The sequence below is a fragment of the Aneurinibacillus migulanus genome, from assembly GCF_001274715.1.
Taxonomy (GTDB): Bacteria; Bacillota; Bacilli; order Aneurinibacillales; family Aneurinibacillaceae; genus Aneurinibacillus; species Aneurinibacillus migulanus.
Genome location: NZ_LGUG01000004.1, coordinates 4,081,411 through 4,099,480, shown reverse-complemented (window position 1 = coordinate 4,099,480; position 18,070 = coordinate 4,081,411). Strand labels below are relative to the sequence as shown.

The 18,070-nt window shown below is 39.2% G+C and carries 12 protein-coding genes and 6 pseudogenes; 12 read left to right on the top strand and 6 right to left on the bottom strand.

Going from position 1 to position 18,070, the window contains the following annotated elements:
• The first annotated feature begins 72 nt into the window (after positions 1-72).
• The gene (locus AF333_RS21420) at positions 73-1,212 is read left to right on the top strand and encodes a response regulator (RefSeq protein WP_043066846.1); all 1,140 of its coding nucleotides are present in this window, start codon (positions 73-75) and stop codon (positions 1,210-1,212) included.
• Positions 1,213-1,692: 480 nt separating this feature from the next.
• Here the strand turns inward: AF333_RS21420 and AF333_RS36045 are convergent.
• The 4 genes and pseudogenes from AF333_RS36045 to AF333_RS21405 form a co-directional block, all read right to left on the bottom strand.
• Positions 1,693-2,398 (bottom strand): annotated as a pseudogene (locus AF333_RS36045) (sensor histidine kinase); the annotation flags it as partial.
• A gap of 1 nt (position 2,399) precedes the next feature.
• Positions 2,400-3,380 (bottom strand): annotated as a pseudogene (locus tag AF333_RS36040) (ATP-binding response regulator); the annotation flags it as partial.
• A 37-nt stretch (positions 3,381-3,417) separates the two neighbouring features.
• Complete coding sequence (locus tag AF333_RS33090; protein ID WP_139189330.1) at positions 3,418-3,552, bottom strand: transposase; 135 nt, start codon at positions 3,550-3,552, stop codon at positions 3,418-3,420.
• A 436-nt stretch (positions 3,553-3,988) separates the two neighbouring features.
• Complete coding sequence (locus tag AF333_RS21405) at positions 3,989-4,393, bottom strand: DUF3658 domain-containing protein (protein ID WP_052812049.1); 405 nt, start codon at positions 4,391-4,393, stop codon at positions 3,989-3,991.
• 21 nt (positions 4,394-4,414) lie between these two features.
• Between AF333_RS21405 and AF333_RS21400 the strand changes: the two are divergent.
• Positions 4,415-5,242 (top strand): annotated as a pseudogene (locus AF333_RS21400) (IS3 family transposase); the annotation flags it as partial.
• 162 nt (positions 5,243-5,404) lie between these two features.
• Here the strand turns inward: AF333_RS21400 and AF333_RS21395 are convergent.
• Positions 5,405-6,757 carry a glycosyltransferase gene (locus tag AF333_RS21395; protein ID WP_043066850.1) on the bottom strand — a complete coding sequence of 451 codons (1,353 nt, stop codon included), beginning with the start codon at positions 6,755-6,757 and terminating at the stop codon, positions 5,405-5,407.
• 779 nt (positions 6,758-7,536) lie between these two features.
• Between AF333_RS21395 and AF333_RS37655 the strand changes: the two are divergent.
• Positions 7,537-7,692: pseudogene (locus AF333_RS37655) on the top strand (DapH/DapD/GlmU-related protein); the annotation flags it as partial.
• A 223-nt stretch (positions 7,693-7,915) separates the two neighbouring features.
• Here the strand turns inward: AF333_RS37655 and AF333_RS32220 are convergent.
• Positions 7,916-8,873: pseudogene (locus AF333_RS32220) on the bottom strand (IS3 family transposase).
• Between the two features lie 201 nt (positions 8,874-9,074).
• Between AF333_RS32220 and AF333_RS21385 the strand changes: the two are divergent.
• The 9 genes and pseudogenes from AF333_RS21385 to AF333_RS21355 all read left to right on the top strand — a co-directional run bounded on the left by AF333_RS21385 (position 9,075) and on the right by AF333_RS21355 (position 17,662).
• Positions 9,075-9,446, top strand: a complete 372-nt coding sequence (locus tag AF333_RS21385; protein ID WP_043066852.1) for a glucose-6-phosphate dehydrogenase (NADP(+)) — start codon at positions 9,075-9,077, stop codon at positions 9,444-9,446.
• Between the two features lie 133 nt (positions 9,447-9,579).
• Positions 9,580-10,917: a glucose-6-phosphate isomerase gene (locus tag AF333_RS21380; RefSeq protein ID WP_043066853.1), complete on the top strand. Its 1,338-nt coding sequence runs from the start codon at positions 9,580-9,582 to the stop codon at positions 10,915-10,917.
• Between the two features lie 895 nt (positions 10,918-11,812).
• Entirely contained in the window at positions 11,813-13,753 is a 1,941-nt protein-coding gene (locus tag AF333_RS21375) for a lasso peptide isopeptide bond-forming cyclase (RefSeq protein WP_043066854.1), read from the top strand.
• Positions 13,754-13,768: 15 nt separating this feature from the next.
• Entirely contained in the window at positions 13,769-13,903 is a 135-nt protein-coding gene (locus AF333_RS33085; RefSeq protein WP_139189191.1) for a paeninodin family lasso peptide, read from the top strand.
• Between the two features lie 47 nt (positions 13,904-13,950).
• Entirely contained in the window at positions 13,951-14,085 is a 135-nt protein-coding gene (locus AF333_RS33080) for a paeninodin family lasso peptide (protein ID WP_139189203.1), read from the top strand.
• A 142-nt stretch (positions 14,086-14,227) separates the two neighbouring features.
• Positions 14,228-15,166 carry an ATP-binding cassette domain-containing protein gene (locus AF333_RS21370; protein WP_043066855.1) on the top strand — a complete coding sequence of 313 codons (939 nt, stop codon included), beginning with the start codon at positions 14,228-14,230 and terminating at the stop codon, positions 15,164-15,166.
• Positions 15,159-15,455: a lasso peptide biosynthesis PqqD family chaperone gene (locus tag AF333_RS21365; protein ID WP_043066856.1), complete on the top strand. Its 297-nt coding sequence runs from the start codon at positions 15,159-15,161 to the stop codon at positions 15,453-15,455. Before AF333_RS21370 ends, AF333_RS21365 begins: the two co-directional genes overlap by 8 nt.
• A 21-nt stretch (positions 15,456-15,476) precedes the next feature.
• Complete coding sequence (locus AF333_RS21360) at positions 15,477-15,959, top strand: lasso peptide biosynthesis B2 protein (RefSeq protein WP_043066857.1); 483 nt, start codon at positions 15,477-15,479, stop codon at positions 15,957-15,959.
• Between the two features lie 611 nt (positions 15,960-16,570).
• A pseudogene (locus AF333_RS21355) lies at positions 16,571-17,662 on the top strand (RNA-guided endonuclease TnpB family protein).
• Positions 17,663-18,070 lie beyond the last annotated feature (408 nt).

Here is an 18,070-nt window from a genome sequence, read left to right as displayed (position 1 = left end):
CTTAATTAATAAAGTACTGTAATCAGGATCATCATAGAATAGAAACTAAAGTGTAAGAGAGGGGTACCCCTGATGAGAGTGATATTGGTTGATGATGAACGATTGGCTTTACAACAACTCCGAAAAGCGCTGGAATGTGATGTAAGTGGTATTCAGGTGATTGGAATGTTTTCGGATCCGGCTCATGTTGTCGAGGATATAAAAAAACTTCAGCCCGATGCGGTGTTTCTTGATATCCATATGCCCGAAATTAGTGGGTTGAAACTTGGAGAGCAACTACAGGAATTGGTTCCTAGTATAGAAATTGTTTTTGTGACCGCTTACGATCGATATGCAGTACAAGCGTTTGAGATGTATGCCCTAGATTATGTTATGAAACCTATTCAATCAAGTCGCCTACAGAAAACAGTACAACGGTTAAGGGAGAAAATAGAGACTGGAGAAGACAACAAACAGGAATTGGAGCCCCCGTTTATTTGTTGTTTTAACCAGTTACGATTTCAACTTCCTGGTGAGGAAGCTCAAACTGTCAAATGGCGGACGAGCAAGGCACAGGAGCTATTTACCTATTTGCTGCATCATCGGGAACGGGTGATTGATAGAAATACGCTAATTGAGCTTTTGTGGCCGGATTTTGAGATGGATAGAGCAGCGAAGCAACTTTATACAACGGCTTACCATATCCGCCAAACTTTAAAAAGTAACAGGATGGAAGCGGTGTCTATTAGTAGCGGGGATTTAGAGGCTGGGTACAGGCTTACTGTTGGAGAGGTGCGAATAGATACGGAGGAGTGGGAGAATAAGGTTAAACAATTAGGCCCAATCGATCTTCATAATGTCGCGCAGCACGAGCAGGCTTTGAAGCTGTATAAAGGAGATTATCTCGGAGATTATGAGTACATGTGGGCAGAACAGGAACGAGAGCGCCTTCGGCTGTTGTGGCTCCGGCATGCACAAGATTTGAGCCAGTTTTATATGGAACAAGGGAGATGGCAAGGTGTAATCAAGGTTAACCAACGCATTCAACAGCTACTTCCTGATAACGAGGAAAGTTACTTTACCCTGATGCAACTTTATGATTCATTAGGGTATAGGGGCAGGATGGAAGAACAGTATTGGCTTCTAATTTCAAGGTTAGAACAGGAAATGGGGGTAACTGTAAGTGCTAATATAAGGGCCTGGTATGAGAATAAGAAGCCGCTTCATTGTTGATTTTATTAGGTAACGTTTGTATTGATTTAGTTGAATATACTGATATCTTTGTCCTTTCCTCACAAAAAAAGCCCGAATAAAGGACTTTTTTCAAAGTATCCATTATTCGGGTGATAGTTTAAATAACTAGGGAGTTTCCTCTTTACTTCTCAGCCTAAAGCCCTTTTTTAGCATCTTGCGCCTGCTTTTGAAGATTAACAAAATTATCTTGATCGAAAACAATATAATCTCTTCTGCTAGAGAATGGACCGATATTATAGTTTTTATTGATGTTTAAGCCAGAACGGTTTGTACGTCCATTATACTAGTAGATAAAGGTTTTTATCTCGTCAGCAGACAACTTATTTTCAAGTATAAAGTGAGTGCTTTTAAGAGTAGAATACAGTTCATTATAAAATTTTAATATGATTTTATTGTCGCTTATCATTTTTTGCTTGATAAGAAAGAAAAAATCCTTCTTAATCTTTTGTGTACAATTGTTTATGTAGCCCTTAAATTTCCCTGCTTATTTGGGTCTGGAATGACGAATGACACCATTGTACCTTCGCCTAGTTTACTATGGATGGACAGGCCTTTACCGTACATTTGCGTCAGACGTCGATTCGTATTAGACAGTCCAATGCCGCTTTTGTCTATCATCCTCAGATTCAGTAGTTGCTGAACCTTTTCTTGCTCCATACCTTTGCCGTCGTCCCTTACTTCAAAAAGCGTGGAACCATCCTGACGGGTAATTCGGAGTTGAACTGTACCACCCTTGACTTGACTAAGAATACCGTGTTTAACGGCGTTTTCAATCAGCGGCTGGATCGTAAGTGGAGGAAGAAATACATCAATGCTTGGATCAACCTCCCATATGACGGATAGCCTCTCTCCGAATCGCTCCTTTTCAATATATAGATAGGCACTGACAAGCTCTAGTTCATGAGAAAGGGTGACCAGTTCCCCCGAGTTCAGGAAATCAAAGCTGACCCGTAAATAAGATGCAAAAGCATCACCAAGTCTGCGCATCTTCTCTGTATCAATGTCACCTAACGCCATAATTGAGTTTAGCGTGTTGAACAGGAAGTGAGGGTGAATTTGCGCCTGTAGATAGGCTGCCTCCATGCGCAATCGTTCATGGACGGATTGCTTTAATGTTGCTAACGACCAGATACGGGATTTTAGTTCCAGAGCGTCGTTTGGTGACNAGTTCCAGAGCGTCGACGGGTTTGGTGACATAATCGTTGGCTCCGGATAAAAATCCGGCGTAGATGTCTGTAGGCTGACTACGTGCCGTCAGCAGCAAAACCGGAAGCTCCGAAATAGAGAACTGTTCCCTTACCCTCCGTGTCAGCTCATATCCAGACATATGTGGCATCATAACATCGGCAATCAGTAAATCCCATCGCTCTGTGCTAAGCAATTCCAGCGCTTCTCGGGCTGATGTGACTGACCTGATGTTGTATGACTCCATCGAGAGGATGCTGACGAGCACCTTCAGGTTGACGGGATCGTCATCAACAGCCAAGATGTTTATTTTCCCATCGGTAAAGGATGATAATGAGGATTGCAGCGGCCATGCGCTAGTTAACGCATCCGAAAAGCTTGAGCTGACCGCTACTTCCTCGTTTGTGTCAGACTGCTGCTGAGGCTGGTTTTGCACGGATGGGAGGTCTGATGGAGCGGCCAGCGGAAGCACAAAACTGAATACGGACCCTTTACCCGGTTCGGAATGGACTGTTAGTTCACCGCCATGCAGCTCTACCAACTGCTTACATATGCTTAAACCAAGACCCAGTCCTCTTCCATCGGTTATTCCATGGGACCCTTGCTCATAGGGTAAAAATATACGAGCCTGTGTCTCCTCATCCATGCCGGCTCCAGTATCGGACACATGGATGACAGCCTGTCCGTTCTGGATCTCGACGGACATGGTAATCGTCCCTTCTTCGGTGTATTTAAGCGCGTTATGCAGTAAATTAAATAAAATTTGTACAAGTCTTTTCTCATCTGCCAAGACAGGTGGCATGGATTCTGCAATCTCTATTTTCAGCTGAACGGGTTTGCCGTTAGTCATAAATTGGAGCATGCCGATGACACCAGAAGCGACGGATTGAATGAGCAAGGGCTCCTTCTGAAGCATAATAAGATTGTCCTGCAGCTGCACGATGTCGAGCAAATCATCAAGCNAACTGAGCTAATGTTTTAACACCATGCCCTCCCTATTCATGCCCATACTTTTTCAATCGGATTCAACTCTAGTGAATACGGCGGAAGAAACAACAAGAAAAGGCGATAATGATTTCGTTCTAAGAATGGCCGTATAAGCTTGGCGATGACCAAGCTTTGAAGGATGAACATATTACGGAAATCTTGGAGAAGATCGCGATGCAGGAAGACAAAGATTTGAAAAGAGCCATGGTATTCAACGTCTCTTGTAAGGAATGTTGTGCCGAATAGTTAGAATCCATAAAAGGATAGTACCATATTAAGAAAAAAACTGTAGCATCCATGAAATTAAAGAAAAGCATTTCCTTCTTCATAATTTTTATTACGTTCACCGTATGTATGAAGTAATAGAGTTTGTCCATCCATACAAAAATGCATTCTCACGAAACAGAAAAATGAAGTTCCACTAACAGATACGTTAGTGGAACGCTTGGATGCGACGATATAGTTGTTCTTTTAACCGGGCAAAGGTACGTTCTACACTCGTTTGTTCATTATAGAGTTCTTTCTATCGTTTGGTATTACGAGTAAGTATTCATTTTGTGGTGTATTTTTTATTCTTACTGTTCTATGAGGATGGCTCATCGATGCAGACCGAAAGTTCGCTTTCAGTGCGCCGTTTGCGTTTGATACTATAAAATCTCATCGCCGTAGGAATACCCTTAATTTCTAGAATACCATCGTAGATCAACTCTCTCAGTCGGTATTCAAAATAGGAAGCTCCGATATACTGCTCGCAATAAGCAATCGCCACTCCAATCAAACGGGCAGAGCGTAGAAAGCCGTTATCGTCGATGGACGCCTTCAGTTCGTCCAACTTCTCCAGCAGGTATTGATCATAATAATCGGCAGACACCGTAAGCACTACGTTATCTCGCCAAATACGCAACGTTCCGGATTGTTCCGAGATTGCCTGCCATTCTCGTTCCAGCTGTGTGATGTCAGCAGTGCACAGCTTGCCACTGCCGTCCATTCGGATGAGTGCTTCAAACTCCGTGTCGCGAAGATGTGCGCTGTCCTCAACGTTTCCAGAAGCGGATACTATGCATGGACTATACGCAAGGAAAGTGAGCGAAGCAAGCGCCGAAACAGGCTGGAGGTGCAGATTCGTCGTGTCTTCTTAGAGTCACGCCGTCTCTATGGAAGCCCGAAGGTTACTCTAACCCTACGGCAGCAGGGCGTTCAGGTGTCAGAGAAAACGGTGGCCCGTATCATGAAAGAGCTTGGCTTGAAATCCCGTACCGTCAAGAAGTACAAGGCCACGACCAACTCCAGGCACAACCTACCGGTTTACGATAACGTACTCGCTCAGAAGTTTAGCGCCCAGGCACCCAATCAGGTGTGGATGGCAGACATTACATACATTCCTAGCAAAGAGGGCTGGCTATATCTAGCGAGCATCATGGACCTGTATACACGAAAGATTGTCGGTTGGCACATGGATAAACGGATGACGAAAGAACTTGTATTGGAGGCGCTAGATCAGGCCTATCGCCGTCAACGGCCGCAGGACGAAGTCCTGCATCATTCTGACCGGGGCAGCCAATATGCCTCACACGAGTATCAGGAACGTCTCAAGAAGTATGGCATGAAGGGCAGCATGAGCCGCAAGGGAAACGGTTATGACAACGCCTGCATCGAATCTTTTCACAGTATACTGAAGAAAGAACTTGTGTATCTCGAAACCTTTTCAACACGAGCTGAGGCAAAGAAGCGTATTTTCGAGTACATTGCATGTTTTTACAATGGAAAGCGAATCCACTCTTCCATCGGATATGTTACGCCCAACCAATGCGAACGTACGTACCGAAAAATAGCGTGATTCTCTCGATTCATTGTGTCCAATCTATTGACAGAGATTCAACCTTCTCAGTGCATAGGTTCTTTCTTCTAGCGTCTGTTTTTAAGATTACAGTTCGACAGTGTGGCTTTACTATATAATAAGTAGTTATCATTTCAACTGAAGTTGTGTACTTTTAAAACTTTATTTCCATACCCTTTGTAGTTTAAACATTTCCTGTATATATCCGTATGCTGAAACAGGTGACATAATCATTTGATAAAAAAGAACGAACAAAAGGAAGCCAAGGAAATTTTTGCGAACCCGTAAATTCAATGGTTTAAAAACATATTTCTTTTGAAAGAAATAAAGTAAGCTATAGCTAATTAAGGTAAGCGGCAAAACAAGCAAAGTCATCGGTCCAACAATCCAATAATGACCAAAACATGCGAGAATAAGTCCAGGAATCCAAAAGAAGGTGTAGGTGAAATCCAGATAAGGCATAATCAAATTAATAAAGGTTAAATATTTTGTGTATACTTGGGATTGTTCCCATGGTTTAATTTCCCTTAGTCCTTCAATCATTCCCCTGGCCCAACGGGAGCGTTGACGAACAAAGTGTTTAAAGTGAACAGGTACTTCCGTAAAAGCTACTGCTAAGGGTTCAAAATAAACCTTCCATCCTTTTTGTAAAAGCCTCCATGTTAAAACAATATCCTCACCAATTGCGTCAGGCCATCCACCTATTTCCTTGATACACGAGGTTTTGTATAAACTATAGGCCCCCTGTGCAACAAGTGTCCCCTGATATAAGCCTTGCAGCCTTTTAATAGAAGCAATGCCTAAAAAGTAATCCCATTCCTGTATTTTAGCCCATATGTTCTCTCGACTATTTTTAACAAGAATCGAACCTGCCACTGCACATATATCTTTAGGACTGCTTTTAATTCGAGCGACAAGGTAACGAATCGCTGATGGATGCAATAATGTATCTGCATCTAATGTAATTACATACGGAGTCGTAACGTGCTGTAATCCTTTATTTAAAGCATGGAATTTTCCTGGATTATCTTCATGGACAATATCAATATTCAAGTTTAGTTCTTGCTTTGCCCTTAGTGTTTCCGAAACGGTATTGTCGGTTGAACGGTTATTAATAATAATGGTATTGATCTTGCCTTTATAATCCTGACTTGAAAGGTATTGTAGCGTGTTAAATATCCTTTCTTCCTCATTATAAGCAGCTATAAGAACAGTTACTGGATCGTCTGGGAATTCATTTTTAAACGAAGGTTGTCGGTCAAAGGCCAAGCTTGCAACTAGAAAAGCGCTCATATACCCCGGAACATAGGAAATTCCCATAATAATGAACAGTGCTACAGGAAAAGAAATGATATTTGATAAATCCTTTAGCCAAGGCATCGAAATATAAATGGAGAAGCACATCCATAGCAAAGCGATAGAATGACTTAGCCAGAATTTCGTAATTACAGAAATATAAATTTTTCTTTTTACTGTTTTTGTGTAAGTGTTAAGGGAATTAGGATTCGGTTGCATAGTCCCCCTCCTCATAGGTCATATTGATGGTAAAAAAGCTAGTTTGTTTATAGGATGTGGACTTTAAGTTTAGAAAAAACATTACATTAGTTCTTTTGATTTAGGTTATAACCATTTTTAAAAGAAAAAAGTATAATGTGATATAAACATCTCTATAATCTTACATAGTGCATCTGAACAAATTCTGAACAATAATAAACAAAAGTGACTATGATAGAAGTAAGCTAATTATATCTATAAGTAGTTCATCTCGTCCATTGATAGATTAAAGTAAGTTACATAAAGGGGTGTAGAAAGGAGTAGTTGTAAGTTTGAGGAATAGGTATTATATAAATCGAATACGAACCACATAACAAAATATAGAATTTATTTCCATTTTATTGTACGATTATAAAGTAATTATACAATTATATGGGAGGATGAGTATGAAAAGCATCATACACTTTGTTTCATTGGTTCTTTACTATCTAATAGTCAATAAGATTCCTCATAAGTTCGGTGGTAGAAAATTACGATTATTACTATTCAAATGTATAGCGGACAGAGTCGGTACAAATGTAAACATTCTCCCTAATGTCCACATTGGGAAAGGTAAAAAACTTGTTATAGGAAATCATTCTGGAATTGGAGTAAATTCTAGGCTCGATTTAACGAATAGCATTACCTTGGGAGATAATGTGATGACTGGACCAGAAGTAATGATATTCACAGGTGTTCACCACTACAAAGATACAACAATACCAATGTCACAACAAGGATCTACGAGCGAACCTGTTAGAATAGGAAATGACGTGTGGATCGGCGCGAGAGTAATCATACTCCCTGGCGTTACAATAGGTAACGGCGCAATTATTGGTGCTGGCTCTGTCGTCACAAAAGATGTAGAAGATTTTTCGGTAGTAGCAGGAAATCCCGCTATAAAAATCAAACAAAGAAAACACTTGAAAACATCTTAGTAGTCCCTTGTGCCCCCTCGTTTTTTTTACGTCCAACTTGAATCCGGTAATCGCCGGTGTCGTCTTCGTAAAGCGGATTCCGATTAATATTACCGTTTCAAAGTAGTTAAATTATCAAGTTAATCATTTTTAATAAGATCTAAATTTGTTAGTGTTTCAATGAACTGTAACCCCAATAATGGACAGTTTAAAAAAGTGATGGCTAGGCTGCTAAAAGCTGATTCCTATATTCAACAGGAGTCAGCTTTTCTAATGTCCACTGATACCTATAGTAGTTATATCTTTCGATATAGCCCCTATGCATTTTTTGAGCTCATTAAATGATTGGATCCTCGTATATTCCATTTCGTCCTTCATATGACCAAAGAAAGACTCCATTGGAGCGTTGTCCCAGCAGTTTCTCTGCGTGACATTGAGGGGGTCAAACCAAGTTCTATGTGATAAGCTGGATTCGTGTAATGAACACCCTGATCTCAATGTAATATTGCTTCTGGATGGAGTGAGTAATCAAACTGTTCAGCTAGTTTATTAACAGTACGGTAAACCAGATCCATGTGCAGTGACTCTGACAAATGATATAGCAGCATCTCTCATGTTGCCCCATCTTTTACACAAGACAAATATGCCTTCTTTTCATTGCCATAGAAGAGATAAGTGATATCTGTTAAAAACACTTTCTGTAGCTCGCCTTGATCGAAGTTTCGTTTTAAAAGGTTTGGACGTATCTTGTGCTCATGCATTGCCTGTGTCGTCTTCTTTAAGGGTTCGCACATCGGACTTTCGCTACTAAATTATATTTCCGCATGATTCGACGGATTCGCTTGTGATTCATGACTACATTTTTTTGATTTTCAAGTTCCATCTTAATGGTTAGCACACCAGTACGACCTTTCTTAGCATTATAAATTTCCTTTGTCGATTGCTTAGAAGAAGGACGTCCTGTACTTCCTTTTCCTCTTTGTTCTGTATGAAATACTTCCTCTCATAAAGCTTACTCCATCTTTTGAGACATTGGTTTGATTCCCCCTTCCGATGATCGAGAGATCAAATCCATTCTCAAGAAAAATCTGCATCGGTTCTTTATCCTTCAAATTCTCTTTGACGGCTTTTAACTTAAAATCTAAATGATAAGTAATGGAACACTCAGAAATCTTACTCACATTAGGATTTAACTCTAATTTTTATTTGTAAATAATAGGAAATAATTTTGCTCATATTTTCTCCCCCATCTATAGTCAGTGAGTTGGTCATACCTCTATATTTGTCGCTTCCTCATACAAAAGACCCAAACAATGGATTTTTTAAAGTGTCCATTGTTCGGATTATAGTTCATGTTGGAGGCTAGGGATTTTAATAGTACTATGATTGAATTCAAAAATCCATTAGAGGGTTTCTATAAGAACGAAGAGGAAAAAACTCTATCTAATCTGTTGGTAATTCAAAGAAATCCAAATGAGAGTATTTCGTTGCGATTAAATATGAAAAATATATTAAACGATAATAGGGTTGAGCCCGTTTCGATGGGATTTTCTGTCGATTCGAAAGAGATACCCGAAGCTTACGAACTTTTAATATTCGATGCCTTGCGAGGAAATTCCACTTTCTTCTCCCGTTGGAAAGAAGTAGAATTACCTTGGAAGTGGGTACAGCCTATTTTAGAGGCCTTTGAGGAAAATATCCTTCCTCTCCATCCATATCCTTCTGGTTCAATGGGGTCAGAGGCATCACATTAATTGTTACAAGAGGATGGATTTAACTTATGGTAGATAAAGGAAGGTCTGGGGGAATTTGATCATCACTTTTTTTAAAAAATAGAACAAGGATAAAGGAAAATTATTATATGAGTTGAAAGAGAGGAAGATATTTATGACTATTTCTTTTGATTATTCCAATGCATTATCCTTTATAAAAAAGGATGAAGTAGATAATCTAAGAGAATCTGTGAAAATAGCTCATTTTATGCTTCATGAAAAAAAGGGGCCCGGATCCGATTTTCTGGGTTGGGTTGATTTGCCAATTTGCTATGATAAAGAAGAATTTGAACGAATTAAACAAGCAGCTAATAGAATTCGGAAAAGTTCAGATGCTCTTATTATTATCGGCATAGGCGGATCCTATTTAGGGGCAAGAGCGGCTATTGAGGCCTTGTCCCATACCTTTCACAACCAAATGGCCGACACTACACAAATTTATTTTGCTGGTCAAAACCTCAGTTCCACTTATATATCCCATTTGCTAGATGTATTGGAAGACAAGGATATTTCTATTAACGTTATTTCAAAATCAGGAACAACTACAGAGCCTGCCATTGTTTTTCGTATTTTCCGTAAGTATATGGAGAACCGGTATGGAAAAGAAGAGGCAAGAAAACGTATCTATGCAACCACGGATCAAGCTAAGGGAGCATTAAAAAAGCTTGCTGATAGAGAAGGATATGAAACATTTGTTATTCCAGATGATGTGGGAGGGAGATATTCCATCTTGACAGCCGTCGGTCTTTTGCCTATCGCTGTAGCCGGACTCAATATCGATCGAATGATCGAAGGAGCTGCAGAGGCTTGTCGTAAATACAACAATCCTGATCTCTTGACCAATGATTGCTATCAGTATGCAGCTGTACGAAATGCTCTCTACCGAAAGGGAAAAACGATCGAGTTATTAGTTTACTATGAACCGTCTCATCATTACTTATCAGAATGGTGGAAGCAACTGTTTGGAGAAAGTGAAGGTAAGGAGCAGGAAGGACTCTTTCCAGCTTCCGCAAACTTTACAACCGATTTGCACTCCATGGGCCAGTATGTACAAGAAGGGCGGAGGGATCTTCTTGAAACGGTTCTAAATGTAAAAAAATCCCGAATGAAGGTAACGATTCAAAAAGACCCCAATAACACAGATGGTTTGAATTTTTTAACAGGGAAAACCATAGAGGAAGTCAACAGAAAGGCCTTGCAAGGTACGTTATTGGCTCATGTAGATGGAGGGGTCCCTACCTTAATTGTTGAACTGGATGAAATAAATGAATATACGTTTGGAAAAATAATTTACTTTTTTGAGAAATCTTGTGGAATTAGCGGTCACTTGCTTGGTGTCAATCCATTTGACCAACCTGGAGTCGAAGCATATAAGAGGAATATGTTTGCTCTTCTGGGCAAGCCTGGGTTTGAAGAGGAAAAAAGTAAACTTGAAAGGCGTTTATCCAAGTAAATAATTTGGATTTATGATGCTAATGTATCTGTTAGGATTCGAGTGAATTATCTGTTTGAATGCTAATCAAGAAGTGATTTTAGAGGGTGAATTAAATGAAAGTGTATGATGTTACTAGTCCTATATACTGCTCCGTACTCCGTACAAGAATTGAATACAAGAGTGCATGGCATGGCCGGGCCGTTCGTTTCCATCAAATCAGCTTTGTCATACCTATGGCTATCACCACCAGGATGTAAAGGATCTCAATCTTCGAACATGGGAGTACCGGTCAGGCGGTATCACCCATGACCGCGATGATCAATATTGACCGCAAGGGACAGAGACTACGTACAGCACCGCTTGTGTAGATATTCAACCGTGGGGACCACGGGGCTAGCCCGCTTATTTTCCGCGATAGGGTGTTCAGCTCAGGAATCTCGCCACTTCAGTGACGGGAGGTTCAAGAAAATATATTTGTGTTCTTTATAGAGGTTGTTTTATCATATCGTTCGTTATATAATTACAATAGGTTCTCAATATAGAACGAAAGAGGTTTGCTGATGGATAAATTAACACAAATCCTAATGGTTTTGGATAATGTCAGGATCTACCGTACCAAACTCATTCAGCCCTTCTCATGAGGGTTTTTGGAAGTGTTTGAAAGAATCTGTAGTGAACAATGTCTTTTACTCAACGATTCAAAAAACCAAGTTGAACGTAAGAAAATTCATTCACAGGTGAATAAAACCCAGAGGAAGTCATTGACCGACTCTGTATAAAGATGTAATCCAAAAAATTCAACTTATATAGTAAAATTCCTTTTTCATTTTGAATGAAGAACAATAAGGTACAAAGTAAAAAGCTAAATGTGCTCTTAAACACACAATTTGTTCGTTGCATGAGGGGAGAAAAAATGAGTGCAATAACAGGGATTTTCTATTTGAATGAAGAGCCGATAGATATTGAACATGGTGGGGACTTAATGGAAGTTCTGCAAGAATACCCCGCTGATGTTACCCATATTTGGCATAAAGGGAATATTTTTCTTGGTTGTCATGCACAATGGATTACACCTGAGTCGGTTGGTGAACGGTTACCTTGCTATGATTATGAAAGGCAGTTAGCCATTACGGCTGACGCAATTATTGATAATCGCAATGAATTATTTGAGAGATTACAAGTGGAATACACATATAGAAAAGGGATGTCAGATAGCACGTTAATTTTACTTGCTTACCAAAAGTGGGGGGAAGAAACTCCAAAGTATTTAGTCGGTGACTTTGCTTTTATGATTTGGGATGAAAGAAAACATCGGCTCTTTGGGGCAAGGGATTTTTCGGGGAGCCGAACGCTATATTTTCATAATAATCACAATAGGTTTTCTTTTTGTACGACAATAAAACCTCTTTTATCACTTCCTTATGTGGAAAAAAGGCTGAACGAACAATGGCTGGCTGAATATTTAGCCATAACTGGGATGTTTGATACGGTAGATGCCTCTATTACGCCTTATAAACATATAGAACAGGTACCTCCATCCCATTGTATTTTAGTAGAGAAAAACAAAGTGATGCTTAGAAGATACGCTTATGTAACACCAGAAAAAAAGCTAAAACTAGGGTCTAATCAAGAATATGTCGAAGCGTTTCAAAGCATCTTTCAAGAAGCGGTAATATCACGATTAAGAACTTACAAACAAGTAGGGGCCCAATTGAGTGGGGGATTAGACTCAGGAGCCGTAGTTAGCTTTGCCGCCAAGTCGTTGCGCATGGAGAATAAAAAACTATATACGCTTAGTTACATTCCCCCAGACGATTTTAAAGATTTTACTCCAAAATACTTAATGCCAAATGAAACACCCTTTATTCAATCCACAGTTAAGTATGTTGGGAATATTACTGACTATTACTATGACTTTAAGGAAAAAAATTCTTATTCTGAAATTGAAGATTTCCTTAACGTAATGGAAATGCCCTATAAATTTTTCGAGAATTCTTTTTGGTTAAAGGGAATGTTTGAAGAAGCCCATAAGAAACAAATAGGGGTACTTCTAAATGGTGATAGGGGAAATTTTACTATATCTTGGGGCTCTGCCCTAGACTATTATGCCCGTCTACTAAAGAAGTTCAAGTGGCTTCGACTTTATCAAGAATTAAATCAATATAGTGAAAAGGTAAAAGGGGATAAATTACGTAATTTGAAACTTATCGGAAGGATCGGATTTCCGGTTATTAATAAAATTTTTCCGCAAGGAACATCCTTTAAATTCCCTAGACTCATTAATCCAGTATTTGCAGAGAGAACGGGTATTTTCAAGAAAATCAAAGAACAAGGTTTAGATGAAACAGGAGCCTATCCAATAGGAGATGATTTTGAACAGAGGATCCGGCACTTTGCAGATGTTTTTTATTGGAATGCAAGTAATACATTAGCGGCAAAGCTCTCCTTACGATATTCATTATGGAAGCGTGATCCAACCAATGATTTACGTGTAGTCCGTTTTTGTTTATCTTTACCGGAAGAGCAATATGTTCAAGATGGATTAGATCGAGCGCTAATCCGGAGGTCGACAGAAAATTTATTACCCGATGATATTAGGTTAAACCAAAGTATTTATGGTGTTCAAGGCACTGATTGGGTTCATAGAATGATCCCCTTTTGGAATGAATATGTAGAAGAACTTCAACAGCTTAAATCAGATCAAGATGTTTTAGAATTTTTGGATGGTCAAGTGATTGAGGCGGCACTTTTAAAGGCTGAAGAAGGACCTCGCCCTGAATATGCGATTAATCCTGATTTTAAAACATTAATGCGTAGTTTAATTGTATATAGATTTATTAAAACGTTTGCTTGAAAGGGGGTGAAAATGATGAAAAAGGAATGGAAAAAACCTAGTTTAGAAGTGCTCTCTGTAAAGGAGACGATGCTTGGAAGCTCAGGGAAATACACCGACGCTGCCTTTGGTTCTCATACTCCTATAGACGATATCACTTTCGAAAGCTAGAAGTAAGAGTTACGATTGCTGAGTTTGCTTGAAAGGAGGTGAAAATGATGAAAAAGGAGTGGAAAAAACCTAGTTTAGAAGTGCTCTCTGTAAGAGAGACGATGCTTGGAAGCTCAGGGAAATATACCGACGCTGCCTTTGGTTCCCATACTCCTATAGACGATATCACTTTCGAAAGCTAGAAGTAAGAGTTTAAAGAGTCTACTTGGATTTTTTAACATCTGAAATCTCGTAGACTCTTAATATTTTGTTCACTGACAAAGTTATAGAAATTTTAATCTGAAATGAATAAAGAGTTATGGTTATAGATAGGGGAACATATAGATGATAGAGACTGTCATAAAGACTGCTTATAAAGCTTTTGGATTAACGGTTTTAAGTGAGATTGCTCTGCCAGAACTACCTACTGTCCAAATGAAAAATGGTATTTATGATATTTTGGTTGAAAAAAAAGATCTCACAACCTTATGGTCTACGCAAAAGGGCAAAGACGATTATTTTGTCATTAATGAAGAGTTTATTTTATTTCGTATGCCTGATATCGCCATTTTTTTGATTCAGAATGGAAATAGAATCTTAGTTTCGCCGGCTCAAAACACTAACGAGGATCAACTCCGCCTGTATATCCTGGGTACTTGCATGGGTGCCATATTAATTCAAAGAAAAATTCTCCCACTACATGGAAGTGCAATCGCCATTGATGGAAAAGTTTATGCCATTGTCGGTGATTCCGGCGCTGGAAAATCTACGCTGGCTTCTGCTTTTTTAAACAGAGACTATCAACTTCTTAGTGATGATGTGATACCCATAACAGTAAACGAAGAAAACATCCCTATTGTAATACCAGCTTATCCTCAACAGAAGTTGTGGTTAGAAAGCTTAAATCATTTTGGAATGACATCAACCAATTATCAGCCTATTGCTGAAAGAAAAACGAAATTTGCAGTCCCTATCCAATCTCAGTTTGCTGCTCAACGACTCCCCCTTGCCGGTGTATTTGAATTAGTCAAAACGGAAAAGGAAGAGGTTGAAATACAGCCAATTGAAAATTTAGAACGGTTCTACACATTATATAACCATACTTATCGTAATTTCTTTATTGTGGATTCCGGTTTAATGGAATGGCATTTTAATACCACTGCTAAAATAATCAATAAAACCAAACTATTTAAAATATCTCGCCCGTTATCCCGTTTTACAGCTTATGAATTAACAGACTTAATTTTAACCACATTGAATATGGAGGAAAAAGCACATGAGTAAGGATCAAATTACAAAAAATCAATTCTTCCGTCAGGTACCAGGAAATATTGCGAGTGATATGGATGGAGAAAAAGTGATGTTAAACATCCAACAGGGGAAGTACTACAATTTAGGAGAGCTAGGTGGTGAAATATGGGAGCTTATGAAAACCCCTATTTCAATGGAAAAGTTGGTGACAACCTTATTGTCTCAATACGATGTGGAACCTAACGAGTGCGAAGAACAGGTAACAACATTTTTGAATCAATTGTTGGAAGAAGACTTAATTCTAATAGAGGAACAATCTTAATTCCCTGGTGTGGAGGCAATAATGAAAATTTTTCGTAAGGTTAGGGCATTTCTTAGATTGAATATGAAAATGAAACTTTTACTTATAGAAGCCTTTGTTTACTTAGCGTGGGCCCGTTATCTTAAGTCGGTCCCTTTTTCTAAGGTTGCCCCGTTGTTAGGTGAAAGGATGGGAGAAACCACTTTTTCCTCTCATTCATTTAATAAGGAAATCTTACGTAATGTATCTGCGGCCATTCATATGATAAGCGGTTATACTTTTTGGGAAAGCGAATGCCTTGTAAAGGCCATAGCTGGAATGAAAATGCTAGAAAAACGAAAAATTGAAAGTACGCTTTATCTCGGTACAGCTAAGGATAAGCATGGAGAATTTGTTGCTCATGCATGGTTACGCAGCGGATCTTACTATGTATCAGGCTCTGAAACGATGGAGAAATTTACAGTTGTTGCCTCATTCGCTAAAGGATGCAGTATTAAGAAGAGTGAAAAGGAAAACCATGGATAACAATCCTAATTTATCAAGGACACTAATGAATCGTTGTGTTATGTGATTCCAAAGGAGTAATAATGATAGTGAAAAGACATTACGTTAACCGAACTCTCTTTGAATGTATCTATACTAATTATAGTGATAGCTGTGTTATGAAGCGGTTTTAAAATGAGCATTCCTCATGATAGGTACAATGGTTCCTGATTGCGACAAATGTTGAGTTCTTACATTTCCAAAACCAGTTATTTTTGATTTCCTTGTAACTATTCGGTTGCCAATAAATACCTTTTTAGATTTAGGTTTATGATTTGCTACCCCTTCAAATCGAAGTCACACAACATGAAGCCGAAATAAAAATGTGTCCTCATTGTCAGCAACTCCACATGGTTTCTTTTTTTTCTGGAGAAGCAAAACGCTTGGTTCAATACGGTCCTAATATAAAAGCACTGGCGGTGTATTTCACATACTATCAATTGCTTCCCTATGAACGAATCCCCTCCTTCTTTCGAGACTGTTTGAGCCTGAAGATACGCTCGTCCACCTTCATCGAGAGATCAACGAGGCATTAGAAGGTTTCGAAGAAATCATTCATCATAAGATTCTTACTTCTCCGGTCACTCATTTTGATGAAACAGGGATGCGGGGTAGCTAGAGAACGATTAAGAACTACTCTTAGCGCTTATCGTTCCGGTTGCAATTTTGTATTAGCTATTGTGTTCGACACAAAGCAATTAGCGCAAGCAAAACTGCACAAAATAACCTACGGAAGCTCGCGTCCCCAGTTCCCTTTACGTTCTCAAATGACACAGTCTGTTATGAAAACTGTCATTGCTCGTTACCAATCTTTAAAAGGTAACGGTCACGATTGGACAAAAGTACAATTCAAGAAACCTGAATATGACTTTGTATGGAATCGAGACTATTCCCTTACTAAAAGATTATTTTCGATTAATACCCTTAGCGGTCGGGTCAAAGTACCATTTGAAACAAAAGGGATAGAACGATACTTTGACGAAACATGGTCTTTTGGTACTGCAAAACTTGTCAACAAGTATGGTAAGTTCTTTCTGTATATTCCGATGACGAAAGAAATCCCTGAGACATCCGAACACTCTATCCGTCAAGTAGCTGGAGTCGATATGGGTATTAATTTTGTAACAGTTAGCTATGATTCTCAGGGGAAATCCTTATTTTTTAACGGATGATCTATTAAAAATAAGCGCTCGGAGTATAAATACCCACGTAAGCAACTACAACAACTGGGTACGGCTTCTGCTCGCAGAAAGTTGAAGCAAGTCGGGGGACGAGAAGACCGTTGGATGGCTGATGTAAATCATCAGGTATCAAAGGCACTCATTGAGCGATATGAAGCTAATGTTTTGTTTGTTTTGGAAGACTTAACTGGTGTTCGCAATGTAACTGAACGTGTAAGAATGAAAGATCGCTACGAGACCGTTTCCTGGGCATTCTACCAACTTCGCACAATGCTTGAATATAAAGCGCTAATGAACGGTTCTAAAGTGATTGCAGTTGACCCGTGATATACTTCACAAACCTGTCCAAAATGCGGGCATACAGAGAAGGAAAACCGCAATAAGAAAAAGCATACATTTAGCTGTAAGACTTGTAGATATACATCAAATGATGACCGTATCGGAGCAATGAATCCTCAGCGAAAAGGAATTAAGTACATCGCTGAAGTGACCGCACAAGCATGACTTGTTTAGTTGGGTAACTGTCAGCCTGCCTATAGTAACACCATTCTAAGGAAGGAGGTTCACAAGAACCGATTGAACTTCTGGGTAGTTACAAGCTCGTGACTTTAGTCGTGAGTAGTTGACGCCCGCTTTTGTCTTTCGAAACGTGACCCATCTCTATTTTTTAGACACAGGGGTAATAAGGAATAGTATGGTATTAGTGTGTATCATTTTTGTACGTAAATATGGTAGGAATAAAGGCACAGCATATGAACCGAATCTATAAAACGTTCTGCTAGAAGTGAAGGTTCTACATGGCGGAGTTTACGAGAAGTTGAGCGGCACTAATATATGTCAATCCTAGTTCCTGTTGGAATTTTTCCTGTAGGGCATTATCCATAATTGCACGAAGACCGTCTCTTTTTTAGA